General features: G+C 66.7%; 22 protein-coding genes and 1 riboswitch. Of the genes, 14 read left to right on the top strand and 8 right to left on the bottom strand.

Annotation, left to right across the window (positions count from 1 at the left end; genetic code table 11):
* A complete protein-coding gene (locus HG262_RS19780; RefSeq protein ID WP_169272632.1) occupies positions 1-1,191 on the bottom strand; it encodes an ABC transporter substrate-binding protein in 1,191 nt (396 codons plus the stop codon).
* Between the two features lie 230 nt (positions 1,192-1,421).
* Between HG262_RS19780 and HG262_RS19775 the strand changes: the two genes are divergently transcribed.
* From HG262_RS19775 to HG262_RS19765, 3 genes are read left to right on the top strand one after another with little or no spacing between them, the layout of a single operon-like run.
* A complete protein-coding gene (locus tag HG262_RS19775) occupies positions 1,422-2,384 on the top strand; it encodes a polysaccharide deacetylase family protein (RefSeq protein ID WP_211187564.1) in 963 nt (320 codons plus the stop codon).
* Positions 2,385-2,432: 48 nt separating this feature from the next.
* Positions 2,433-3,209, top strand: coding sequence for a GntR family transcriptional regulator (locus HG262_RS19770; RefSeq protein WP_169272631.1), 777 nt, complete (start codon positions 2,433-2,435; stop codon positions 3,207-3,209).
* Between the two features lies 1 nt (position 3,210).
* Positions 3,211-3,852, top strand: coding sequence for a flavin reductase family protein (locus HG262_RS19765; protein WP_169272630.1), 642 nt, complete (start codon positions 3,211-3,213; stop codon positions 3,850-3,852).
* A gap of 12 nt (positions 3,853-3,864) precedes the next feature.
* Here the strand turns inward: HG262_RS19765 and HG262_RS19760 are convergent, their stop codons facing one another.
* Entirely contained in the window at positions 3,865-4,788 is a 924-nt protein-coding gene (locus HG262_RS19760; protein WP_169272629.1) for a LysR family transcriptional regulator, read from the bottom strand.
* Positions 4,789-4,927: 139 nt separating this feature from the next.
* Between HG262_RS19760 and HG262_RS19755 the strand changes: the two genes are divergently transcribed.
* The 9 genes from HG262_RS19755 (at position 4,928) to metF (ending at position 13,452) form a co-directional block, all read left to right on the top strand.
* Positions 4,928-5,911, top strand: coding sequence for a tripartite tricarboxylate transporter substrate binding protein (locus tag HG262_RS19755; protein WP_169272628.1), 984 nt, complete (start codon positions 4,928-4,930; stop codon positions 5,909-5,911).
* A gap of 55 nt (positions 5,912-5,966) precedes the next feature.
* A complete protein-coding gene (gene leuC / locus HG262_RS19750; protein WP_169272627.1) occupies positions 5,967-7,388 on the top strand; it encodes a 3-isopropylmalate dehydratase large subunit in 1,422 nt (473 codons plus the stop codon).
* Positions 7,385-8,041, top strand: a complete 657-nt coding sequence (leuD, locus tag HG262_RS19745) for a 3-isopropylmalate dehydratase small subunit (protein WP_169272626.1) — start codon at positions 7,385-7,387, stop codon at positions 8,039-8,041. The genes leuC and leuD overlap by 4 nt, the downstream gene beginning before the upstream one ends.
* Positions 8,042-8,062: 21 nt before the next feature.
* A complete protein-coding gene (locus tag HG262_RS19740) occupies positions 8,063-8,950 on the top strand; it encodes an alpha/beta hydrolase (protein ID WP_169272625.1) in 888 nt (295 codons plus the stop codon).
* Positions 8,951-9,028: 78 nt separating this feature from the next.
* Positions 9,029-9,265: a DUF1289 domain-containing protein gene (locus tag HG262_RS19735; protein ID WP_169272624.1), complete on the top strand. Its 237-nt coding sequence runs from the start codon at positions 9,029-9,031 to the stop codon at positions 9,263-9,265.
* 89 nt (positions 9,266-9,354) lie between these two features.
* On the top strand, positions 9,355-10,395 hold the full coding sequence (locus tag HG262_RS19730; protein ID WP_169272623.1) for a glycosyltransferase family 1 protein: 1,041 nt from the start codon (positions 9,355-9,357) through the stop codon (positions 10,393-10,395).
* Between the two features lie 85 nt (positions 10,396-10,480).
* Positions 10,481-10,630, top strand: a riboswitch (S-adenosyl-L-homocysteine riboswitch).
* Positions 10,631-10,732: 102 nt separating this feature from the next.
* The gene (ahcY, locus tag HG262_RS19725) at positions 10,733-12,151 is read left to right on the top strand and encodes an adenosylhomocysteinase (protein ID WP_169272622.1); all 1,419 of its coding nucleotides are present in this window, start codon (positions 10,733-10,735) and stop codon (positions 12,149-12,151) included.
* 123 nt (positions 12,152-12,274) lie between these two features.
* A complete protein-coding gene (locus HG262_RS19720) occupies positions 12,275-12,610 on the top strand; it encodes a phage holin family protein (protein WP_043518993.1) in 336 nt (111 codons plus the stop codon).
* Positions 12,610-13,452: a methylenetetrahydrofolate reductase [NAD(P)H] gene (gene metF / locus HG262_RS19715; protein ID WP_169272621.1), complete on the top strand. Its 843-nt coding sequence runs from the start codon at positions 12,610-12,612 to the stop codon at positions 13,450-13,452. Before HG262_RS19720 ends, metF begins: the two co-directional genes overlap by 1 nt.
* 74 nt (positions 13,453-13,526) lie before the next feature.
* Here the strand turns inward: metF and HG262_RS19710 are convergent, their stop codons facing one another.
* The 6 genes from HG262_RS19710 to HG262_RS19685 all read right to left on the bottom strand — a co-directional run bounded on the left by HG262_RS19710 (position 13,527) and on the right by HG262_RS19685 (position 19,855).
* Positions 13,527-14,525: a tripartite tricarboxylate transporter substrate-binding protein gene (locus tag HG262_RS19710; RefSeq protein ID WP_169272620.1), complete on the bottom strand. Its 999-nt coding sequence runs from the start codon at positions 14,523-14,525 to the stop codon at positions 13,527-13,529.
* Between the two features lie 220 nt (positions 14,526-14,745).
* Positions 14,746-15,609, bottom strand: coding sequence for a proteasome-type protease (locus tag HG262_RS19705; protein ID WP_169272619.1), 864 nt, complete (start codon positions 15,607-15,609; stop codon positions 14,746-14,748).
* 54 nt (positions 15,610-15,663) lie between these two features.
* Complete coding sequence (locus HG262_RS19700; protein WP_169272618.1) at positions 15,664-16,467, bottom strand: transglutaminase family protein; 804 nt, start codon at positions 16,465-16,467, stop codon at positions 15,664-15,666.
* Positions 16,468-16,480: 13 nt separating this feature from the next.
* Entirely contained in the window at positions 16,481-17,503 is a 1,023-nt protein-coding gene (locus HG262_RS19695) for an alpha-E domain-containing protein (protein ID WP_169272617.1), read from the bottom strand.
* A 2-nt stretch (positions 17,504-17,505) separates the two neighbouring features.
* On the bottom strand, positions 17,506-18,936 hold the full coding sequence (locus HG262_RS19690; protein WP_169272616.1) for a circularly permuted type 2 ATP-grasp protein: 1,431 nt from the start codon (positions 18,934-18,936) through the stop codon (positions 17,506-17,508).
* Positions 18,937-19,180: 244 nt separating this feature from the next.
* Entirely contained in the window at positions 19,181-19,855 is a 675-nt protein-coding gene (locus HG262_RS19685; protein ID WP_169272615.1) for a 5-formyltetrahydrofolate cyclo-ligase, read from the bottom strand.
* 141 nt (positions 19,856-19,996) lie between these two features.
* On the opposite strand from HG262_RS19685, the gene HG262_RS19680 reads away from it, so the two are divergent.
* Together HG262_RS19680 and HG262_RS19675 are read left to right on the top strand one after the other, a co-directional pair.
* Positions 19,997-22,126: a lytic transglycosylase domain-containing protein gene (locus HG262_RS19680; protein ID WP_169272614.1), complete on the top strand. Its 2,130-nt coding sequence runs from the start codon at positions 19,997-19,999 to the stop codon at positions 22,124-22,126.
* Positions 22,123-23,217, top strand: coding sequence for a CCA tRNA nucleotidyltransferase (locus HG262_RS19675; RefSeq protein WP_169272613.1), 1,095 nt, complete (start codon positions 22,123-22,125; stop codon positions 23,215-23,217). The genes HG262_RS19680 and HG262_RS19675 overlap by 4 nt, the downstream gene beginning before the upstream one ends.
* Positions 23,218-23,234: the final 17 nt, after the last annotated feature.

The raw sequence follows: 23,234 nt of genomic DNA, 5'->3' as shown, positions 1-23,234 counted from the left end.
TTACTGCGCGCCCTTGACGGGCAGGATGCGGTTGTCGATGAACTGCGTCCACACGTAGTCGCCTTCGCGCAGCGCGTCGTGCGAGGCCGGCGTGAAGGGCTGGTCATAGGTCTTGATCAGGCCGTCGTATTTGCCGATCTTGTAGAAGCCTTGGCGCACCGCGTCGCCATCGGTTGAACCGGCCGCCGCGATCGCCAGCGCGGCCAGCTGCATGCCGTCGTAGGCGTTGGCCACGCCCACGGCGGGCGTAATGTCCTGCGGTCCCTTGATGTCGGAATACTTGGCCTTCAGCGCCTGCATCACCTTGTCGCCCACCGGGCCCTGCTTGCCGAAGAAGCTGTAGGTCTGCACGAAATGGACGTTCTTGGCGTTGGGGCCGGCCAGTTCGGTAAAGCGGCCGCCTGCCGGACCCCAGTGCGACACGATCGGCACCTTCCAGCCCATGCGGTCCAGCGATTTCACGACCTGCGCCGACGGGCCGACGTTGCCGACCAGGAACAGCGTATCGGCGCCCTCGGCCTTCAGGCGGCTCAGCTGGGGCACCACGTCCAGATCGTTGGGCTGGAATTTCTCGACGCCGGCGGGCGTGACCTTGGCCGCGGCCAGCGCGGCGTTCAGGCCTTTCTCGTTGGATTCGCCCCACGGGTTGTTCACCAGGATCATGCCCGGCTTGGCGCTCTGGAACGTCTTTTGCGCGTACTGGACCATCGCGCTGTCCACGATCTCGTCCATGGCCGACACGCGGAACACGAAGTTCGGGTTGCCTTTGTTCTGCGTGATGGCGGTACCGGCCGCCCACGGCCCCATGAACGGCACTTTTTCCTGGTTCACGATGGGCACGATCGCCATCGAGACGGGCGTGTCCAGGCCGCCGAACAGCACGGCGACCTTTTCCTTGAAGATCAATTCGCGCGCGGCCGCCATGCCCTTGGCGGGGTTGCCTTCGTCGTCACGCCGCACCAGCACGATCTGGCGGCCGCCCAGCAGGCCGCCTTTCGCATTGATCTCGTCGATGGCGATCGTCATGCCGCGCGTCAGCGCTTCGCCCGCTCGCGCCGACTCGCCGGACAGCGCCGTGATCAGGCCGATCTTGATGGGGTCGGCGGCAAGCGCCGGTTGCAGGGTGAGGCCGGCCGTGAAGAGGGCGGCGGCGGTGGCGCGAAGCAAAAAGGAACGGCGGGTCGGAACCATCGGGCACTCCTGGAAAAGTGGAACGGATCTTGCATGGGGTTAAGGGCTGCCTGGTTTCCCTATGCAAGATCCATGCCATCTGGTCCCAACCGGCCGCCGGCGGCGGCGATCGCTTCGCCGCGAGGGGGAATGCGGCGTCTCCAGGCGTGGTTTGTCCGCGTCAGAGTTCAGTTTTGTCTACAAAAATTCCAGAATTTTGTTAACAATCATGCATCAGGATTTGCACCAAAATGAATCCAACCTTGCTTTCAAGCACTAATCCGGGGCGTGGCGACCCGTCCGTGTGGACGCCCGAGCCGTTGGCTTGCCATGGCCGCTTCGCCTATCAGCCCATCACCGGCCGGGAGGACTACGCCTGGCCGAACGGCGCGCGCCTGGCCGTGTACCTGGGCTTCAACATCGAGCATTTCGCGTTCGGCGAAGGGCTGGGGGCGGAACTCGGGCCGGCTTCGCCCCATCCCGACGTGCTGAACTACGCATGGCGCGAATACGGCAACCGGGTGGGCGCGTGGCGCTGCCTGGAGCTGTTCGACGAATTGCGCCTGCCTGCCGGCGTGTTGCTCAACACCGCGCTGTACGAGCATTGCCCGGAACTGGTCGACGCCTTCCTGGCGCGCGGCGATGAACTGATTGGGCACGGCTACAGCAACGCGCACCGCCAGGGCGGCCTGGCCGAAGATGAAGAAAGCGCGCTGCTGGCGCATTGTCGCGACCGCATCCGCCAGCACGCCGGCCAGGCGCCCGCGGGCTGGCTGTCGCCGTGGATTTCGGAAAGCCGCGCCACGCCCGACCTGTTGGCCGAAGCGGGCTACCGCTATACGCTGAACTGGTGCCACGACGATCAGCCCATGCGCATGCGCACCCGCGCGGGCGACCTCTGGGCCATTCCGTATCCGCAGGAACTCAACGACATCCCGATGATCATGGGCCGCAAGATGGACGCGCGCGATTTTGCCGATATGATCCTTGACCAGTTCGAGGAAATGCGCGCGCAGGCCGCTCGCCAGCCGCTTGTGATGGGCATTGCGCTGCATCCCTATATCGTCGGGCAGCCTTACCGCCTGCGGCATTTGCGCCGGGCGCTGGCGCCGCTGGCCGCAGCGCGCGACCGGGGCGAGATCTGGTTCACGACGCCGGGCGAGATCTGCCGCCATGTGGACAGCCTGCCGGCCGGCGCGGCCGCCGCGCGCTGAGCTTCCGACTTTCCGACCCTTCTCTCCGTCCGCCTATCCGAGTCCCGCATGCCTACCCGTCGCCCAGCCCAACCCCGCGCCAAGCCCGCCGCGCGCACCAAGGTCGCCATCCAGACTGCCGCCCCGGACGCCGCCGGCCACGCCGACGCGGCCCCGGACAGCGACATGGAGCGCCGCATCTGCGAAGCCGTGTATGAAAGCGTGATGAGCCAGCGGTTGACGCCGGGCACGAAACTGCCCGAGGCCGCGATCTGCGAGCTGTTCGGCGTGTCGCGCTCCGTGGCGCGCAAAGCCTTGCAGCGGCTGGCGCACGAGCACGTGGTGGACTTGCACCACAACCGCGGCGCGGTGGTGGCCGAGCCCACGCCCGAAGATACGCGGCAGATATTCCAGGCGCGCCGCGCGTTGGAGGCGGCGCTGGTGCCCTTGGCCGTGGCGCGGGCCACCAAGGCCGACTACGCGTCCCTGCGCAAGCAATTGCGTGACGAGCACGCCTTGCTGCATCGCGCCGGGCAGCCCGCCTGGGCGCGCCAGGCCAGCGCCTTTCACGTGCGTCTGGGCGAACTGTCCGGCAACGCGATCCTGCATGGCTACCTGGCCGAGCTGGTGTCGCGGTGCTCGCTGATCGTGGCGCTGTACGAGCCCCCGGGCAACGCCGCCTGCGAACATGGCGAGCACGTGCTGATCGTGGACCTGATGGAACGCGGCGACGTGGCCGAGGCCGTGAAGATCAATGACAACCACCTTGCGGACCTGGAGCGGCGCATCAGCCTGGAGCGCCCGCAGCCCGCCCAAACCCTTGCCCAGATGCTGGGACTGGTCTGACATGGAAATCGATTTCGACGCAATCACCGAATACCAGCGCTACAAGCTGATGGCCAGCCTGATCGTGCCTCGGCCGATCGCGCTGATCACCACCTTGTCCGAGACCGGCGTGGTCAACGCCGCGCCCTTCAGCATGTTCAACATGCTGGGCGAGGACCCGCCCATCGTCATGGTCAGCATCAACCGGCTGGAAGACGGCGGCTTGAAGGACACGGCCCGCAACATCGCCCGCGACAAGGAGTTCGTGGTGCACCTGACCGACGAGGCCATGGCGGAAAAGATGCATCGCTGCGGCGACCGCCTGCCGGCGGACGTCAGCGAACTGGCCCACGCCGGGCTGGACGCCGCGCCCAGCCACCACGTCAAGCCGCCCCGCATCGTGCAGGCGCCCGTGGCCTTCGAATGCACGTTGTACGAAACGATGGAAACCGCCAGCCGCCAGATCTTCATCGGTCAGGTGCGCTGGCTGCACGCGCGCGATGGTTTGATCGACACGGAAACCTGGCGTGTGCGCTTGCAGGATTATTTCCCGGTGGGGCGTTTCGGCGCCAGCTTCTACGTCACCACGCGCGACCGCTACGCGATCGGCGCGGGCGAGGCGACGGCGGGCACGGCGGCCAGCACGGCCATTGACGAGATCTGAGTCGACCTGCCGTCACCACACGGCGTCGTGCCCGCCCGGTGCCCGCAGATGCCGGGCGAAGCGCTGCGACAGGAACTCCACGAACGCAACGGTCTTGGCCGGCAGGTTCAGGCGCTCGGGGTACAGCGCATGGATGTCGGCGGGCGGCGTGCGCCAATCCGTCAGCACCTCGCGCAGCCGACCGGCGCGCAGGTAGGCGGCGGTCTCCCATTCGGAACGCATCACGATGCCGTGGCCGTCCAGCGCCCATTCCAGCGCGCTTTGACCGTCATTCGAGCTGACCGGGCCGCGCACTTTCACCGTTTCGGCGCGCTGGCCGGATTCCAGCCGCCACGTGCCGTAGGCCACGTCGTTCTCGCGCACAACGATGCAGCGGTGGCGTTGCAGGTCGCCCGGCGTGCGCGGTTCGCCATAAGTGTCCAGGTAACGCGGCGAGGCGCAGAGCAGCCGTCGGTTGGACGCGATCTTGCGCGCGGTCAGCCGGGCGTCGGGCAGGTCGCCGAAACGCACGGCCACATCGAAGCCTTCTTCGATCAGGTTCAGCGGCCGGTCCGTCAGCCGCATCAGGACTTCCACGTCGGGATATTGGCGCGCGAAATCCGACACGGCCGGCACGATGTGCGCGCGCCCGAAACCGAACGTGGCGTTCAGCCGCAGCAGGCCCTGGGGCTGGGCGCGGGCGCTTGAGACCGACCGTTCCAGGGCCTCCAGGTCGGCCAGGATGCGGCCGCCTTCCGCCAGATACAGTTCGCCTTCCTGCGTGACACTGACCCGCCGCGTGGTGCGGTTCAGCAGCCGCACGCCCAGGCGCTGTTCCAGCCGGGCCAGCCGCGCGCTGATGGCGGGCGGCGTCAGGCCGAGTTCGCGGGCGGTGGCGGACAGGTTGCCGTGCTTGACCACCAGCGAGAAAAAGGCGAGATCGGAAAGGGCGTCCATGGGGGGCGGGCGATCGCTATTTATAAATTGAATTTAATAAAGAATTAGTCTGATCAGCAATTATAAGAATTAAACCGGCTTATACACTGGCCTTACCGATAGAGAGCCGCACCCACGCGGCCAACCGAGGAGACCAGGAATGAAGATCAAACCCGTGGCCGGCGCCGTCTGCGCGGCCCTTGCCGCCGCATCCTGTTGGACCTTTCCGGCCGTGGCCGCCGAGGCGTTCCCCGACCGCGCCGTGACGCTTGTCGTGCCGTTCGCGCCCGGTGGCAGCGTGGACATCGCCGCGCGGCTGATTTCAGACGCCTGGGGCCGTGCCCTGGGCCAGAGCGTGATCGTGGAGAACCGGGCCGGCGCGTCGGGCAACATCGGCATGTCCGCCGTGGCGCGCGCCCAACCCAACGGCTACACGCTGGCAATCAACACCATGTCGCTGGCGATCAACCCCGCGCTGTTCAAGGACATGCCGTTCGACACCCGGAAAGACCTGCGGTCCGTTGGCACCGTGGGCACCTCGCAACACGTCCTGACGGTGACCAACACCTTGCCGGTCGCCAGCGTAAGCGAGCTGCTGGCCTATGTGCGCGCGCGGCCAGCCAATGACCTGAGCTTCGGTTCCGCCGGCACGGGCAGCACGTTCCACATGGCCGCCGAACTGTTCAAGTCCGTGTCGAAGACGCAGATCCTGCACGTGCCGTACAAGGGCGGCGGCCCGGCCATGGTGGACACCATCAGCGGGCAGGTGCAGATGAGTTTCCCGGTGCTGTCCGCAGCCAAGCCGCAAGTCGACGGCAAGAAGCTCCGCGCGCTGGGCGTGACGGGCACCACCCGCTCGCCGCTGCTGCCCGACGTGCCCACCATCGCGGAGTCCGGCCTACCCGGCTACGAGTTCAACACCTGGTTCGTCGTCAGCGCGCCGGCCGGCACACCGCAGCCGGTGATCGACACGCTGAACGCCAAGCTGGCCGAAGCGCTGCAATCGCCGGCGCTTAAGGAACGCATGCGGAAGGAAGGATTCGATCCCCTGGTTTCCACGCCAGCCAAGACGGACGACATGGTGGCCGCCGAGATGACGCGCTGGGCGGACATCGTGAAGGACGCCGGCATCCAGGCCAACTAGACCGTAAGACGCGCCCGCGCTCCGCCGCGGGCGCCGCAATCAAGGACGACAAGACATGCCCGGCATGACGCTGTACGACAAACTGGTGGCCAGCCATGAGGTGGCCCGCATCGATGCTGAGCACATCCTGCTTTACGTCGACCTGCACATCATGAACGAATACACCAGTCCGCAAGCTTTCAGCGGCCTGGCCGCTCGCGGCCGGGACGTGCTGCGCCCCGGCCAGCAGATGGCGGTGGTGGACCACATCATCCCCACGCACCCGGTGCCGGCGGCATTGCGCGTGATCCCCGACGACGCGTCGTCGCGCCAGGCCCTGAATCTGAAACGCAATTGCGACGCGCAGCGCATCGCGCTCTTTGACACCACCGATCCGCTGCAAGGCATCGAACACGTGATCGCGCCCGAGCACGGCATGATCCTGCCCGGCATGGTGGTGCTGTGCGGGGACAGCCACACGACGACCTACGGCGCGTTGGGCGCCCTGGGCTTCGGCATCGGCACGTCGGAAGTCGAACATATCCTGGCCACGCAGACGCTGGTCTACCGCGTCGCGCGCAATATGCGCATCCGTGTGGACGGCGCGCTGGGCGAAGGCGTGTCAGCCAAGGATCTGGTCATCTATCTGGTGCATCGCATCGGTGCCCAGGGCGCGCGGGGGCACGCGGTGGAATTCTGCGGCACGGCGATCGACGCGCTGCCGGCCGAAGCCCGCATGACCTTGTGCAACATGACGGTGGAGGCCGGCGCGCGTGCCGCGCTGATCGCGCCCGACGCGACCACCGGCGCGTATGTGGCCGCGCATGCTCCGCAACTGCGCGGCGACGCACTGGCCGCGGCGCGCGCCTATTGGGCCACGTTGCGTACCGACGCGGGCGCGTCGTTCGATGTCGAGCACGTGTTCGATGCGACCGACATCGCGCCGTTCGTCACGTGGGGCACCAGCCCCGACCAAGCCATGCCCGTCACCGGGCGCGTGCCGGATCCGCAGGCCGAGCCTGACACGCTGGCCCGGCTGGCGCTGGAAAAGGCCATGGACTACATCGGCCTGGCACCAGGCATGCCGATCGCCGGTGTGCCGATCGACCGCGTGTTCATCGGTTCGTGTACCAACGGCCGCATCGAAGACCTGCGCGTGGTCGCGGCGATGGCGCGCGGCCGCAAGGTAGCCGCCGGCGTGCGGGCGATGGTCGTGCCGGGGTCGGGCGCGGTACGCGCGCAGGCCGAGGCCGAAGGGCTGGCCGCGCAACTGATCGCCGCCGGCTTCGAATGGCGCCAGCCGGGCTGTTCGATGTGCCTGGCCATGAACGACGATGTGTTGCGGCCCGGCGAGCGCTGCGCCTCCACTACCAACCGGAATTTTGAAGGGCGTCAGGGGCGGGCCGGGCGCACGCACCTGATGAGCCCGGCCATGGCGGCGGCCGCCGCGCTGGCTGGCCGCATCGTCGACGCCCGCGACTGGGAGCAAACTCCATGAATCCGCTGATCGAAGGCATCGCGGCGCCGCTGCCGTTTTCCAATCTGGATACCGACCAGATCATGCCCAAGCAGTTCCTGCGCATCATCGACAAGGCCGGGCTGGACCGAGGCCTGCTGTATGACCTGCGCTTTGACGAGCATGGCGCGCCGCGCCCGGGTTTCGTCCTGAACCAGGAGGCCTACGCGGGCGCGTCCGTGCTGGTAGCCGGTCCGAACTTCGGTTGCGGCTCCAGCCGGGAACACGCGGTGTGGGGCCTGCAGCAGTTCGGCATCCGTGCGGTGATCGCGCCGAGCTTCGGCGAGATCTTCTACTTCAACGCGGTGAACAACGGCCTGCTGCTGGTCAGCCTGCCGCCGGCCGAGGTCGACGCGTTGCTTGCGCGGGTGTCCAATACGGATTTGGCGGGCGGCAACCGCGTGGCCGTCGACGTGATGGCGGGCCAGGTCCGCGCCGCCGACGGCTGGACGGCGGGCTTTACCGTGCCCGAACGGCATCGCCGCATGTTCGCGCAAGGCCAGGACATGGTGGACGCGTCGCTGGCCCAGTTGCCCGAGGTGGAACGCTTCGAGGCCGCACACTGGGCGCGCCATCCCTGGATGAAGGACGTGGCGCGCACGGTGCGCGATCGCCTGGACGCCGGACGGGAATAAACGCAACAGGAGGCAGTACCCATGACCGCATTCTTCGACTTGCCCGTGCGCCGCATCCCGGGCGACGGCATAGACATCGCCGCGCGCATCGACGGGTCGGGGCCACCGCTGCTGCTGCTGCATGGCCACCCGCAGACGCATGCCATCTGGCACCGCGTGTGGCCCGAACTGACGCGGCACCGCACGTGCGTGGCGGCCGACCTGCGCGGTTACGGCGACAGCGGCAAGCCCGCGGCCACGGCGGACCATGCCGCCCATTCCAAGCGCCAGATGGCGGCCGACATGATTGCGGCGATGCGCGCGCTGGGCCACGAGCGCTTCGAGGTGTTGGCGCACGACCGCGGCGCCCGCGTGGCCCATCGGCTGGGGCTGGACCACGCCGACGCCGTGTCCCGGATGATGTTGCTGGACATCGCGCCCACGCTGGATATGTACGAGGGCACCACGCGGGCGTTCGCGCAGGCGTACTTCCACTGGTTCTGGCTGATCCAGCCGGCGCCTGGCCCGGAAACCATGATTGGCCACGACCCGGTGTTCTACCTGCGCTCGGTGATGGGAGGGCGGCCCGGTGGCCTGGCGCATTTTTCCGCCGAGGCCATGGCGGAATACGAGCGCGCGGCCCGGCAGCCGGGCTGGGCCACCGGCTTGTGCGAAGACTACCGCGCCTCGGCCACGCTGGACCTGGACCACGACCGCGCCAGCCGCGCCGCAGGCGTTCGCCTGCGCATGCCGGTGCGTGCGCTATGGGGTGAGCGCGGCGCGGTCGGCAAGAATTTCGACGTGCTGGCGCTATGGCGCGCGGTGGCAGACGACGTCTCGGGAGGCCCGCTGCCGGGGGCGCATTACCTGGCCGAAGAGACCCCCGACGCACTGCTGAAAGAGGCCGGCACGTTCTTCGGATGGCGGTAGCGGCGGCTGTCAATCAAGCCAAGGCGGGCGATAGGGCTATCCAAAAAGGGACACACCCCTGGTGTTAACCTTCGCCTCATGAATCGTTACTTCGCCGACCTTTCCGAATTACCCGAGCCAGAAGACGCGCAACGCGTCTTCAAGGCCACCGACTCCCCCTGCGTGGCCGTGTGCTCGACCCTGTTCGACGATATCTGCCGCGGCTGCGGCCGCACCGCCATGGAAGTCGCCAACTGGGTCTTCATGACGGATGAGGAAAAGCGCGAAGTCTGGATCCGCATCAAGGCGCAAGGGTATCCCCGGCGCAACAATTGAACGCGGGCGGCGGCCCGCGACTCCCCACCGTCTTGGGCATGTCATATCGCGCGGGCTAAATCGCGTTGTCGCCCACTTCCGGCCCTATCATGCGCATCGTCCTGGTTACGGATGCCTGGCATCCGCAAGTCAACGGCGTCGTCCGCACCTGGACGACCATGCAGCAGATCTTGAGTGAATGGGGCCACGAGCTGATCGTGGTGAACCCGCAGGGCAGCCGGACGGTTCCGGCCCCGTCCGAGCCGGACCTGAGGCTATGCCTGCAGCCGGGGCGCCAATTGCGGCGCATCCTTGGCGACACCATCCCCGACGCGCTGCACATCGCCACCGAAGGCCCGCTGGGCCTGGCGGCGCGCCGCATGGCGTTGGCGCGGGGCTGGCAATTCACCACCTCGTTCCACACGATGTTCCCCGATTATCTGCAGGCACGCATGGGCATTCCGGCTGCCTTGCCGTGGCGCTATCTGCGTTGGTTCCACCGCCCCTCGCAATGCGTGCTGGTGCCGACCCCGACGGTGCGCGACGTCCTGGTCCAGCGTGGCCTGGCGAACCTGCGGGTCTGGTCGCGCGGGGTCGATCCGCGCAAATTCCAGCCGACCGAGAGCACGGCGTTCGCGCACCTGCCGCGGCCGGTCTACCTGAGCGTGGGCCGCGTGGCGCGGGAAAAGAACCTGGACGCTTTTCTGTCGCTTCCGCTTGCGGGCAGCAAGGTCGTGGTGGGCGCCGGCCCGGACGAGGCGCGGCTGAAAAAGGCGTTCCCCCGCGCGGTCTTCCTGGGCATGCAGAAGGATGATGCGCTGCCAGGCTTCTACGCCGCGGCCGACGTCTTCGTGTTCCCCAGCCTGACCGATACGTTCGGCCTGGTGATGCTGGAAGCGATGGCTTGCGGCACGCCGGTGGCGGCGTTCCGCAGCGAAGCGCCGCTTGCCGTGGTGGCCCCGGGCGTCACCGGGTGCCTGGACGACGATCTGGTCCATGCCTGCCTCGCCGCGCTGCCGCTGGACCGCCACGCGGTGCGTGCGCACGCGCTCACCCGCAGCTGGGATTCGGTGGCCTCGGACCTGCTGGATTCGCTGGTGCCGCTGGTGGCGGACGCGTCGTCGCGGCCGTCACTGGCGCGCGCGGGGTAAGCGCGGGTAAGCGCCGGGCGGGGGCCGAGGGAAATTTTGGGGGACGGATTTCCGGACGGCTCGCCAAACCGGTACAATCCTTCGCAATCCTGAGGAGCGTTGCGACGACCCTGCGGTTCCCGCCGTGCTGTGATCCAAAACAGCCACGCCACGCGGAACCCGGCTCGCCAGGCTCAGGAATCCTTGTTCAAGCGCCGCGCCCTGCGCGTCGCTACAGCAACGGCGCTCACCTTTGTCGCATATGGCGGGAAAGGCGAGCACTCGACTGTCGTGGTGTATTCGCGTTGTCCGGCCATATCGTGCGCCGTTCGATATTCACGTGGAGCCTACACACACCATGAACGCTGTGACTGATAAATCCTTCTCCGATTACCTGGTTGCCGACCTGTCGCTGGCAGGCTGGGGCCGTCGCGAACTGGCCATCGCTGAAACCGAAATGCCCGGCCTGATGGCCATCCGCGAAGAATTCGCCGCTGCGCAGCCGCTCAAGGGCGCGCGCATCGCCGGCAGTCTGCACATGACCATCCAGACCGGCGTGCTGATTGAAACGCTGGTTGCCCTGGGCGCCGAAGTGCGCTGGGCCTCGTGCAACATCTTCTCCACGCAAGACCACGCTGCCGCCGCGATCGCCGCGTCCGGCACGCCGGTCTTCGCCGTCAAGGGCGAAACGCTGGAAGAGTACTGGCAGTACACCCACAAGATCTTCGAATGGCCCAACGGCCAGAACGCCAACATGATCCTCGACGACGGCGGCGACGCCACGTTGATGCTGCATCTGGGCACCAAAGCCGAAAAGGATATTTCGGTGCTGGCCAACCCGGGCAGCGACGAAGAGCGCATCCTGTTTGCCGCCATCAAGGAAACGCTCAAGCGTGATCCCAAGTGGTATTCGACCCGCCTGGCGCAGATCAAAGGCGTGACGGAAGAAACCACGACCGGCGTGCATCGCCTGTACCAGATGTCGCAAAAGGGCGAACTTGCCTTTGCCGCCATTAACGTCAACGACTCGGTCACCAAGTCCAAGTTCGACAACCTGTACGGTTGCCGCGAATCGCTGGTGGACGGCATCAAGCGCGCCACCGACGTGATGGTCGCCGGCAAGATCGCCGTCGTGGCCGGCTACGGCGATGTGGGCAAGGGCTGCGCCCAGGCGTTGGTCGCGCTGCGCGCGCAAGTCTGGGTCACCGAAGTCGACCCGATCTGCGCCCTGCAAGCCGCGATGGAAGGCTTCAAGGTCGTGACGATGGAAGAGGCCGCCGCCCACGGCGACATCTTCGTCACCGCCACCGGCAACTACCACGTCATCACGCGCGAGCATATGAACGTGATGAAGGACCAGGCGATCGTCTGCAACATCGGCCACTTCGACAACGAAATCGACGTCGCCGGCCTGGCGGATTGCCAGTGGGAAGAGATCAAGCCGCAAGTCGACCACGTGATCTTCCCGGACGGCAAGCGCATCATCCTGCTGGCCCAGGGCCGCCTGGTGAACCTGGGTTGCGCCACTGGCCACCCGTCGTTCGTGATGTCGTCGTCGTTTGCCAACCAGACCATCGCCCAGATCGAGCTGTTCACGCGCAACGAAGCGTACAAGTCCGGCGAAGTCTACGTGCTGCCCAAGCACCTGGACGAGAAGGTTGCCCGCCTGCACCTGAAAAAGCTGGGTGTGAAGCTGACGACGCTGCGCCAGGATCAGGCCGACTACATCAACGTGCCGGTGGAAGGCCCCTTCAAGCCCAACCACTACCGCTATTGATGCATGTAGCAAAATAGGGAGGTGCCGCGCCATGTTGGCGCGGGCTTTCCGAACCGCGGAGTTCCCCCGGGCTCGCCTGGCGATCAAGGGGCCGCGGAGCGTTAATACAGGAGAACGAACATGGTGACTTTGATACTCGTCTGGATCCTGAATGCAGTGGCCCTGCTGGCTGTTGCCTACCTGTTGCCCGGCATCGTCGTGGCCAGCTTCGGATCGGCGCTTATCGCCGCGCTGGTGCTGGGCCTGGTGAACATGCTGGTCAAACCGGTGCTTGTGCTGCTGACGCTGCCGATCACGATCGTCACCCTCGGGCTCTTTCTCATTGTCATCAACGCCTTGTTGTTCTGGTTCGTCGGCTCCGTGCTGAAGGGCTTCCAGGTCAACGGGTTCTGGTGGGCCGTGGGCGGTGCGATTCTGTACAGCATCATCTCTGGCCTGCTTACCAAACTGATCCCCTAATGTCCGATTCGATGTCTCCCGCTTTTAGTCTGGAATTCTTTCCCCCGCGCGATCTGGCCGGCCAGGAACGGCTGGTCCGCGCGGCCAAGCAGATGCTGGCCATCCAGCCCAAGTACGTCAGCGTGACTTTTGGCGCGGGCGGTTCCACGCGTGCCGGCACGGCGGACGCCGTGCGCACGCTGCGCAACCTGGGTTGCGATGCGGCGCCTCACTTGTCGTGCGTGGGCGCCACGCGCCAGGATCTGCGGGACATCCTCCAGGCCTACAAGCGTGACGGCGTGCGGCGCGTGGTGGCCCTGCGCGGCGACCTGCCTTCGGGCATGGGCGGCGATGCGGGCGAATTGCGCTACGCCAACGAACTGGTCTCGTTTATCCGCGAGGAAACCGGCGACTGGTTCCACATCGAAGTGGCGGCCTATCCCGAAATGCATCCGCAAGCGGCCAATCCGTCGGCCGACCTGGACCATTTCGTGGCCAAGGTGAATGCCGGCGCCGATGCGGCCATCACGCAGTACTTCTTCAACGCCGACGCCTACTTCGACTTCGTCGACCGGGCCCAGGCCAAGGGCGTGCGCGTACCCATCGTGCCGGGCATCATGCCCATCACGAACCACACGCAGTTGCTGCGCTTTTCCGAAATGTGCGGCGCGGAAGTGCCGCGCTGGATCCGGCTGCGGCTGGCGGAATTCGGCGACGACAAGGCCTCCATCCGTGCCTTCGGCGTGGACGTCGTTACCGAGCTGTGCCAGACCCTGCTGGACAACGGTGCGCCGGGCCTGCATTTCTACACCTTGAACCATGCGGAAGCCCCGCTGGCGGTGTGGAAGGAGCTGGCGCTGTAATCGTTGCGCCCGGGGGCAATGCGAAAGGCCGGCAGATATCTGCCGGCCTTTTTTTCAGCCCTCTGGCGCAGCCTTCAATCCGCGTACACGCCCACCTTCCTGATGATGCCGCCCCACTTGCCGACCTCGGCCTGCAGCCAGGTCTGCAGGCCTTCCGGTGTTTGCTTGGATTCAGGCACGATCTCGGCGCCCAGCTCGGCCATCTTCTGCGAGAAGGCCGGGTCTTTCAGGGCCGCGCGCAGCGCCGCGTTGAACTTCGCGATGGCCTCCGGCGGCGTGCCCTTGGGCGCATAGACGCCGTGCCACACTTTGACCTCGAAGCCCTTCAATCCGCCTTCCTGCAGGGTTGGCGCGTCAGGCAGGGTCTTGATGCGGTCCAGCGTGGTGACGCCGTACAGCTTCACGCGTTCCGCCTTGATCTGCGGAATGGTCTGCGTGGTCTGGTCGCACAGCACATCGACCTGGCCGCCCAATAGCGCCGTCATTGCAGGCGCCGTGCCGGCATACGGCACGGTCGTGAACTGCACGCCCAGGGACTCCTGCAGCAGCATGCCGCACAGTTGCGACACCGCGCCCAGCCCCGCGTTGGCCAGGTTCACCTTGTTGCCGTTCTCTTTCGCATACTTGATGAAGCCCGCCATGCCGTCGGCGGGCAGGTCCTTGCGGCCCAGCAGCGTCATGGGCACGTCCGCCACCTGGCCGACATAAGCGAAGTCCGTCAGCGGATTGAACGACAGCTTGCGGTACAGCGCCGGCGCGGTGGCCATGCCGTTGTGGTGGATCAGGAAGGTATAGCCGTCCGGCGCCGCGCGTGCGACGTGCTGGGAGGCCAGCGTGCCGCCCGCGCCTGTGCGGTTTTCGATGATGATGCTCTGGCCCAGCGTCTTGGCCATGGAGGCGCCCAGGCTGCGCGCCACCACGTCCGTGGGGCCGCCCGCCGCGAACGGCACGACCAGCGAAATGGGATGGTTCGGATACGCGCCCTGCGCGCTGGCGGAACCCCAGGCAAGGCAGGACAGGGCCAGCATGGGCCAGGCGGCACGCGTCGCCGCGCGCGCGAAAATTGGGGGCATGTCTCGCTCCTTGTGGTTTTCTCGGACCCGCGAACGCATCGCGGACCGCAACCAGTGTGGCCTGTCATGCCAAGGATGAGAATTTGCCGTTTTACAAGCCGGGCTTCGGCAGGGGGAAAGCCGGGTTTACTCGGGTTGCGATGGATGCGCGGCAATTGCCGGCCCATCCTGTGCATTTTCCCCGTCGCACGGCGGCGCCGCAGCGTTCACGGACCGGCGTTTAATTCGCCTGGTCCTTGCCCGGGTCTTCCGCCAGTACCTGCGGCGTAGGGTAGTTGGGCTGCGGTGCGTTCACGGGTTCGATGCGCAGCGGCTGGTGGACGCGGCTGGGGGGCACCAGCGAACCGGGGTCATCCGGATTGGTCCACAGCGGGTCCGGGATTTCGGCGAAGACCTGGCGCAGGCGTTCGCCCCAGGTGCCGCGGATCATGCGGAAGTACTCGTTGTGCTCGTCGATGCTGGCGAAGTGCGTGACGCGCAGCGCGTGGGTGTCGTAGACCAGCAGGTCCAGGGGCAGGCCCACCGAAATGTTCGAGCGCAGCGTGGAGTCCATTGAGATCAGCGCGCACTTGGCGGCCTCGTCCAGCGAGGTGTCCGGGCGCAGCACGCGGTCCAGGATGGGCTTGCCGTATTTGGCTTCGCCGATCTGGAAATAGGGGCATTCCTGGCCGGCCTCGATGAAGTTGCCTGCCGAATAGACCTGGAACAGCCGGCAGCGCTCGGCGCCGATCTGTCCCCCGAAGATCATGCTGACGTTGAAGTCCACCCCTTGCTCATGCAGGGCGGGGGCTTCGCGTTGATAGACTTCGCGCACGGCTGCGCCGACGCAGCGGGTGGCCTCGAACAGGTCGGCCGCGCTCCAGATGGTGTCGCCGCCTTCGTCGTGCTGGCGGGTCAGCGCATGCAGCACGGCCTGGCTTACCGCCAGGTTGCCGGAGGTCATCAGGACCATGACGCGCTCGCCCGGGCGCTCGAAGACAGTCATTTTGCGGAAGACGCTGATCTGGTCGACGCCGGCGTTGGTGCGGGAGTCGGACAGGAAAACCAAGCCGGCGTCGAGGCGGGCTGCTACGCAGTAGGTCATGATCGGAAATTTGGAAAAACCACGCCGCATTGTATTGCGGCGCGGATCCGGCGGTTATTGCTGCCCGGAAGTCTGCACCTGCACGCTGATCTCCATGGATTCCTCGCCGCCGCCGCTGCGCACGCCGCGGATCGGCGACGCCGAGTCGTAGTCGCGCGCCACGGCCAGCCGGCAATGGCTGTCCGAGGCGAACTGGCGGTTGGTGATGTCGACGCTGGTCCAACCGATGTCGGGCAGCCAGACGTCGGCCCAGGCGTGGCTGGCGGAATGCTCCGAGGTCGTGTAGACGTAGCCGCTGACGTAGCGGGCGGGAACGCCCAGGCCGCGCACGCAGGCCAGGAACAGATGGGCATGGTCCTGGCAGACGCCATGCCCCATGGCCAGCACCTGGTTCGCCGCCGTGGTGACGTCGGTGGTGCCGGGTTCATAGGCAACCCGGTCGCTGATGGCATTGGCCAGCGCCAGGATGTCGTCCGGCGTGCCCAGGCCGTTGGGCAAGACTTCGCGCACGAAGGCCATGATCGTGTCGTCGGCTTGCGTGAGCGGCGTCTGCACGCAATAGGCGTGCACCGGCAGGCGGCTGTCTTCGCCGCCCAGCACGCCGCGCGCAAGCGGCGTGACCTGCACCTGCCCGACCACGCGCAATTCGATGTCGGTGTGCGGGTGGTTCAGGGTCAGCGTATGCGTGATGTTGCCGTAGGCGTCTACCTGCTTTTCCAGTGCGCCGGGCGCTTCGATGTGCCAGCGCAGCACGCGCTGGTGCTCGTCGTCGCGCGGCGTCAGGCGCAGGGTCTGGATGCTGTAGGTGACCGGCGCCGTGTAGCGGTAGTGGGTGACGTGGGTGATGAACTGTTTCATGGCTGTCTCCGAGTTATGCCGACAGCGGGACCAGGAAGTCCTGGCTGATCCGGTTGCCCAGGTCGTTGATGCGGTCCAGGAAGTGGTCCAGATACTGGTGCAAGCCGCTGTCGAGGATGTCCTCGACGCGGCCGTATTGCAGTTCGGCGCACAGCATGCCGGCGCGGCGTTGCGTTTCGGTCGAACGCTGGTTGGAGACGCGCGCCAGATCGTCGGCCACCGCCCGCATCGACGCCAGCAGCGAGCGCGGCATGTCGCCGTGCAGGATCAGCAGCTCGGCCACGCGGTCGGGCGTGATCACATCGCGGTACACCTTGCGGTAGATCTCCAGCCCCGACACCGAACTCAGCAACGCGGACCAGCGGTAGAACTCGCTTTGCAGCGCGGCGGTGCCGGTGGGTTCGGCGCGTATTTCCTGCGCCCCGTTCTGGGACCCGTTCTGGGACCCGTTCTGCGATGCGCTTTGCGACCCGCTGCCGCCGCGCTCGTGGAACTTCACGTCCAGCATGCGGGCGGTATTGTCGGCCCGTTCCAGGTGCATGCCGATGCGCAGGAAATACAGCGCTTCGTCCTCCAGCATCGTGCCGATGGTGACGCCGCGCGCCAGATGTGACCGGAACTTCACCCATTCAAAGAACTCGCCCGGATTGCGCTCCAGCAGGCCGGTGTGCAGATGCTTCAGCAGTTCAAGCCAGGTGGTGTTGTAGGTCTCCCAGACTTCGGTCGTCAGGCTGCCGCGCACCGCGCGCGCGTTTTCGCGGGCGGCTCGCATGCACGAATAGATGGACGACGGGTTTTCGGGGTCGCGCACCATGTACTGCAACACGTCATGGGGCGAGATGGCGGCGTATTTGCTCTGGTACAGGCCCTGCAGCTCGGAAATGCGCAGGACGCCCAGCCACGAGCCTTCGCGTGTCTGCGGGTCTTGCGGCAGCAAGGACATCTGCAGGTTCACATCAAGCATTCGCGCAGTGTTCTCGGCGCGTTCGGTGTAGCGGCACATCCAGAACAGGTTGTCGGCGGTTCGGCTCAGCATGTTCAGTCCTCCAGAACCCAGGTGTCTTTGGTGCCGCCGCCCTGGCTGCTGTTGACCACCAGCGAGCCTTCGGTCAGCGCCACGCGGCACAGGCCGCCGGGGACGGTGCGGATGTCCTTGCCGCACAGCACGTAGGGGCGCAGGTCCACGTGCCGTGGCGCCACGCCCGATTCCACATAGGTGGGGATGGTGGACAGCGCCAGCGTGGGTTGCGCGATGTAGTTGGCGGGGTTGGCGCGCACGCGGTCCTTGAACGCGTCGACTTCGGCGCGCGTGGCCGAGGGGCCCACCAGCATGCCGTAGCCGCCTGCACCGTGCACTTCCTTCACCACCAGGTCGTGCATGTTCGCCAGCACGTGCGACAGCTCGTCCGGCCGGCCGCAACGCCAGGTGGGAACGTTCGACAGGATGGGCTCTTCGCTGAGATAGAACCGGATCATGTCCGGCACATACAGATAGGTGGACTTGTCGTCGGCGATACCGGTGCCGATGGCGTTGGCGAGCGTGACGCGGCCGGCGCGGTACACCGACAAGAGGCCAGGCACGCCGAGTGCCGAATCGGCGCGGAACGACAGAGGATCGAGGAAGTCGTCGTCCAGCCGGCGGTAGATCACATCCACCTTGCGCGGGCCTTGCGTGGTGCGCATATAGACGGTGTTCTGTTCCACGAACAGGTCCTGGCCTTCCACCAGTTCCACGCCCATCTGCTGGGCCAGGAAGGCGTGCTCGAAATAGGCCGAGTTATACATGCCGGGCGTCAGCACCACCACGGTGGGGTCGTCGCCGCCGTGTGGCGCGACTTCGCGCAGATTGTCCAGCAGCAGGTCGGGGTAGTGCGCCACCGGCTCGACCTTGATGCGGCTGAACGCGTCCGGCATCAGCCGCATCGACATCTTGCGGTTCTCAAGCATGTAGGACACGCCGGAGGGCACGCGCAGGTTGTCTTCCAGCACGTAGAACTCGCCCGCGCCCGCGCGCACGATGTCCACGCCGGCGATGTGGCAGTAGATGTCCTCGGCCACGTCCACGTCCTGCATTTCGGGGCGGTATTGGGCGTTCAGGAACACCTGTTCGGCCGGCACGACGCCCGCGCGCACGATCTCGTGGCCATGGTAGATGTCGTGGATGAACATGTTCAGCGCGCGCACGCGCTGCTTCAGGCCGGCCTCCAGGTGACGCCATTCGTCGGCGGGGATGATCCGGGGGATCAGGTCGAAAGGGATCAGGCGTTCGGTGCCGGCGGCGTCGCCCGCAACCGAAAAGGTGATGCCGACGCGGCGGAAACTCAGGTCGGCTTCGAGCCGTCGCACGGCCATGGCTTCGGCCGATTGCTCTTGGTGCCAGCGCTCGAAGGCCTGGTATTGGGAGCGTATGCCGCCGGCGCTGTCGCGCATTTCGTCAAAAGCGGCTGGACGGGATGATCTGTCCTTCATGGCTCCTCCGATGCTGGGTGCTGCGGCCAGCCGGCAGGCGGCGGCCTTGCACACGGTCATTACCCGGCCGATGCGTGGCCGGTCCCAAAGAATAAGCAACCCCCGTGCCAGCTTTTCGGGCAAGCGGCCGCCTTGGGCACAATATCCTCCCAAGGGTGCCGAAACGCCATCCCCCGCCGCGCGTAATGCGCCTGCGGTACAGAATGCACCATATTGGTGCATTCTATCGGGCCGATCTGGTGCGTCAGTTCATCCGATAGGCGTGCAATGTCGTGCCGTTGGCGCCGCCTCGTTCCAGCGGCGCTTGCGGGACCCAGCCGTCTTGCGTCAGCACGGCATCCAACGGGAAGTCGTGCGCGGCCGGGGCGTAGTCGGCATCCAGTTCGCCGCAGCTCCAGGCGATGCCGATCGTGATGAACGGGTGGCCCCGTTCGCGCAGCGCCGCCAGGGTGCGATCGTAGTACCCGCCGCCGTAACCCAGGCGGTCGCCCTGTTCCGTGTAACCGAGCGTCGGCACCAGAACCACGTCGGGCAGCACGTCGGCACCCGCTGCCGGCTCCTGGATGCCATACGGGCCGGCGCGCAGTTCCGCGTCGGGCGTCCAGGGCAGGAACGCGAGAGGGGCGTTGCGTTCACGCACCACCGGCAGCGCCACGGCGATGCCGTTTTCCACCCATTGCGACAGCAGCGGACGCAGGTCGGGCTCGTCCGCCATGGGCCAGAACGCGGCCACGGTGGCGGGCGCCGGACGGCCGGCGCGGGCCGCTTCGTCGCGGGCCACGTTCAGCCAGGTGAACAGGCGCGCACGCATCAGCAGCCCCCCCCGGCTGCGCTGGTCTTCGGGCATTTCGGCACGCAGTTTCCGCAATCGCGTACGGTGCTGGACTGCGGTATCCTCTGGAGTATTTTGCGTAGTCATGCAGTGGCTGTGATGGGGGTGGACAATGAAGGCGAACATGCTGCAATCAGGCATGCAGGAATCTGGCACGCAGGAATCTGAAACGCCAGTCGGCATGCCGGCGTGCAGGGCCGGTGTATGACGGCAAATGAGGGACGCGGCATGACACAGATTCTGCAAGCTCGACGGTATCAGAAAACCGGTCGGAAATCCCCGCACGGCGCTGTCGCGCCGGACCCCCGCTCCGGCCTGCGCCGCTGGCTGCCGCTGCTGGCCCTGTTCACCGCTGCCTGTGCTCCGGTCGATGCGCAACAGCGCAGCGCCTCGGTCAACCTGCAGCCGCAACCCGCCGTTCAGGCGGCGCAACCGGTCATCTCGGTGCCACCCGCCGTATTGGCGGGCCTGCCGCCCACTGCCGATACCCCCGCCTTGGCCGCCGTGGTGGCCGCGCGTGAAGCGATGAACCGCAAGCAATGGTCCGTGCTGGGCGCGATGGTGCCCCAGGCCAAGTCCGACACGCTGGGCATGTACCCGGAGTATTGGCTGCTGCGCTATCAGCTCTGGACCCCACCCGCCACCGGCCGGCCCACCGCCGACCTGCAACGCTTCATCAGCAGCAACGGCGACGCCTATCTGGCCGATCGCCTGCGTGGCGACTGGCTGCTGGCCGCGGCCCGCAGCGGCGACTTCGAAACCGTGCGCAAGCTGGCGCCCGTGAAGAACAGCAACGCCCAGATCGAATGCGCCATCCTGGACGCCAAGCACATGACCGGCCAGCGCGCCACGGCGGCGCAGGCCAGGGCGGTGTTCGCGCCCGGCAGCGCCTGCTGGGCGCTGTACGACCAGTTGGTGGCCGACGGCATCCTCGGCTGGGAACAGCTGGAGCCGCAACTGCGCGACGCCATCGAGGCCGACAAGACGACGGACGCGCGCAAACTCGTGCAATACATGTTCGAGGCCCGCGACCTGAAGACCTACGACGTCCTCATGAAGGACCCGATGAAGTGGCTGACCCGGCAAGACCGCATGCCGGTGGGCCGCAACGAGAAAGAACTGGTGACCATCGCGTTGGCCCGCCTGGCGCGTTCGGACGTCAGCGTGGCCGATTCCTACCTGCGCCGCGAATGGGCCAAGTCCATGTCCAAGCCGAACCTGGCCTGGGTGCGCGGGCAGTACGCGCTGATGGCCGCCTTGAAGCTGGATAGCCGCGCTGACGACTGGTATCACGAAGCCGGCCACATCCGCATGACCGAATACAACAGCGGCTGGAAGGTGCGCGCCGCGCTGCGCCAACCGAAGATCGATTGGAAGTGGGTCATCGAATCCATCGACGAGATGCCCGCTTCGCAGCGTGACGACCCGTCGTGGGTGTACTGGAAAGCGCGCGGCCTGGCCGCCACCGGCCGCAAGGACCAGGCCAACGCCCTGTACGCCAGCATCGCCGACCGCTTTGATTTTTATGGCCAGCTGTCCGCCGAGGAGCTGGGCAGGCGCATTGACGTGCCGCCGCGTCCGGCGCCCGTCAGCGACCGCGAAATCGCCGAAGCCCGCGCCAATCCCGGCTTGCAGCGGGCCGTGCAGCTGTTCCGCCTGGGCTGGCGCGGCGAAGCCGTGCCCGAATGGAACTTCACGTTGCGCGGCATGAGCGACCGCCAACTGATAGCCGCCGCCGAACTGGCCCGCGCCGAGAACATCTACGACCGCGTAGTCAATACGTCCGACCGCACGGAAAAGGAATTCGATTTCAGCCAGCGCTTCATCGCGCCGTTTGAAGGCCGCGTCACGGCAAAGGCCAACGCCATCGCGCTGGACCCGGCCTGGGTCTATGGCCTGATCCGCCAGGAATCGCGCTTCATCATGGATGCGCGCTCGCACGTGGGCGCCTCCGGCCTGATGCAACTGATGCCGGCCACGGCCAAATGGGTCGCGGGCAAGATCGGCATGACGGATTTCACGCCGTCCAGCGTCAACGACTTCGACACCAACACCGTGCTTGGCACCAACTACCTGAACATGGTGCTGCGCGACCTGAACGGGTCGCAGATGCTGGCCAGCGCAGGCTACAACGCAGGCCCGCGGCGGCCGCACAACTGGCGTTCGACGTTCACGCATCCGGTCGAAGGCGCCATCTTCGCCGAAACCATCCCGTTCAATGAAACCCGCACCTACGTGAAGAACGTGATGTCCAACGCGGTCTATTACGCGGCGATGTTCAGCGGGCAGTCGCAGTCGCTCAAGGAACGCCTGGGCAACATCGTGCCGCTGGGCGCCGAGAGCACCTCGGTTCCATGACGCAGGACCCGGCCACCGACGGCTTGCAGGTCTATATCGTGGGCGGGGCGGTGCGCGACGCACTGCTCGGCCTGCCGCCAGGCGACCACGACTGGGTCGTGGTGGGCGCCACGCCCGAAGACATGGTCCGCCGCGGCTTCATTCCGGTCGGCGGCGATTTTCCGGTGTTCCTGCATCCGCGCACCAAAGAGGAATACGCGCTGGCGCGCACCGAGCGCAAGTCCGGCCGCGGCTATAAGGGGTTCACGTTCTACACCGGCGCCGACGTGACGCTGGAAGAAGACCTGCGCCGCCGCGACCTTACCGTCAACGCCATCGCCCAAACGCAGGACGGCCAACTCGTCGACCCCCTGGGCGGCGAAGCCGACGTTCGCGCGCGCGTGTTCCGTCACGTGGGTGAAGCGTTCCAGGAAGACCCGGTGCGCATCCTGCGGCTGGGCCGGTTCGCGGCGCGTTTCGACGATTTCACCGTGGCGCCCGACACGCTGGCACTGTGCCGGCGCATGGTCGAGGCCGGCGAGGCCGACGCGCTGGTGGCCGAACGGGTCTGGAAGGAATTGTCGCGCGGCCTGATGGCGAAGAAACCGTCGCGGATGCTGGGCCTGCTGCAGGAATCCGGCGCGCTGGCCCGGGTGATGCCCGAACTGCAAGGCGTGGACGCGGTCGGCGCCGACGTGGACCGCGCCGCGGCGCAGGCATTGTCGCTGGCGGGGCGCTATGCCCTGCTGTGCCGGCTGACGCCCGACCGCGAGGCGCTGGGCCGGCGCATGCGCGTGCCCACCGAATGCAATGATTACGCCCGCTTGCTGCCCGAGGTGCTGGCGGGCCTGGATGCCGCTGAAAGCAGCGGCCCGGATGCGCAGCTGGCGCTGATGGAACGCGCCGACGCGTTGCGCAAACCCGAGCGGTTTTTCGATCTCTTGAAGACGGCTTCGGTATTGCAGCCGGTGGACATGGCGGCGTGGCAGGCGCGTGCCGACGCCGTGCGCGGCGTGGATGCCGGCGCGATTGCCAAGGCTTGCGCGGGTGACCCGGCCCGCATCAAGGGCAGCGTGCGCCAGGCGCGGCTGGAGCGGCTTCAGGCGGGCTGAAACCGCCGGCCCGGCGC

It is taken from the genome of Achromobacter sp. Bel (genome assembly GCF_012928505.1).
In the GTDB taxonomy this organism is placed as follows: Bacteria; Pseudomonadota; Gammaproteobacteria; order Burkholderiales; family Burkholderiaceae_B; genus Achromobacter.
This window is presented reverse-complemented; position numbering and strand designations above follow the sequence as displayed.

Bases quoted from the DNA above. Each gene is read 5' to 3' on its own strand.
- HG262_RS19780 (WP_169272632.1), bottom strand. From the start codon at position 1,191: ATGGTTCCGACCCGCCGTTCCTTTTTGCTTCGCGCCACCGCCGCCGCC.
- HG262_RS19775 (WP_211187564.1), top strand. From the start codon at position 1,422: ATGAATCCAACCTTGCTTTCAAGCACTAATCCGGGGCGTGGCGACCCG.
- HG262_RS19770 (WP_169272631.1), top strand. From the start codon at position 2,433: ATGCCTACCCGTCGCCCAGCCCAACCCCGCGCCAAGCCCGCCGCGCGC.
- HG262_RS19765 (WP_169272630.1), top strand. From the start codon at position 3,211: ATGGAAATCGATTTCGACGCAATCACCGAATACCAGCGCTACAAGCTG.
- HG262_RS19760 (WP_169272629.1), bottom strand. From the start codon at position 4,788: ATGGACGCCCTTTCCGATCTCGCCTTTTTCTCGCTGGTGGTCAAGCAC.
- HG262_RS19755 (WP_169272628.1), top strand. From the start codon at position 4,928: ATGAAGATCAAACCCGTGGCCGGCGCCGTCTGCGCGGCCCTTGCCGCC.
- leuC (WP_169272627.1), top strand. From the start codon at position 5,967: ATGCCCGGCATGACGCTGTACGACAAACTGGTGGCCAGCCATGAGGTG.
- leuD (WP_169272626.1), top strand. From the start codon at position 7,385: ATGAATCCGCTGATCGAAGGCATCGCGGCGCCGCTGCCGTTTTCCAAT.
- HG262_RS19740 (WP_169272625.1), top strand. From the start codon at position 8,063: ATGACCGCATTCTTCGACTTGCCCGTGCGCCGCATCCCGGGCGACGGC.
- HG262_RS19735 (WP_169272624.1), top strand. From the start codon at position 9,029: ATGAATCGTTACTTCGCCGACCTTTCCGAATTACCCGAGCCAGAAGAC.
- HG262_RS19730 (WP_169272623.1), top strand. From the start codon at position 9,355: ATGCGCATCGTCCTGGTTACGGATGCCTGGCATCCGCAAGTCAACGGC.
- ahcY (WP_169272622.1), top strand. From the start codon at position 10,733: ATGAACGCTGTGACTGATAAATCCTTCTCCGATTACCTGGTTGCCGAC.
- metF (WP_169272621.1), top strand. From the start codon at position 12,610: ATGTCCGATTCGATGTCTCCCGCTTTTAGTCTGGAATTCTTTCCCCCG.
- HG262_RS19710 (WP_169272620.1), bottom strand. From the start codon at position 14,525: ATGCCCCCAATTTTCGCGCGCGCGGCGACGCGTGCCGCCTGGCCCATG.
- HG262_RS19705 (WP_169272619.1), bottom strand. From the start codon at position 15,609: ATGACCTACTGCGTAGCAGCCCGCCTCGACGCCGGCTTGGTTTTCCTG.
- HG262_RS19700 (WP_169272618.1), bottom strand. From the start codon at position 16,467: ATGAAACAGTTCATCACCCACGTCACCCACTACCGCTACACGGCGCCG.
- HG262_RS19695 (WP_169272617.1), bottom strand. From the start codon at position 17,503: ATGCTGAGCCGAACCGCCGACAACCTGTTCTGGATGTGCCGCTACACC.
- HG262_RS19690 (WP_169272616.1), bottom strand. From the start codon at position 18,936: ATGAAGGACAGATCATCCCGTCCAGCCGCTTTTGACGAAATGCGCGAC.
- HG262_RS19685 (WP_169272615.1), bottom strand. From the start codon at position 19,855: ATGACTACGCAAAATACTCCAGAGGATACCGCAGTCCAGCACCGTACG.
- HG262_RS19680 (WP_169272614.1), top strand. From the start codon at position 19,997: ATGACACAGATTCTGCAAGCTCGACGGTATCAGAAAACCGGTCGGAAA.
- HG262_RS19675 (WP_169272613.1), top strand. From the start codon at position 22,123: ATGACGCAGGACCCGGCCACCGACGGCTTGCAGGTCTATATCGTGGGC.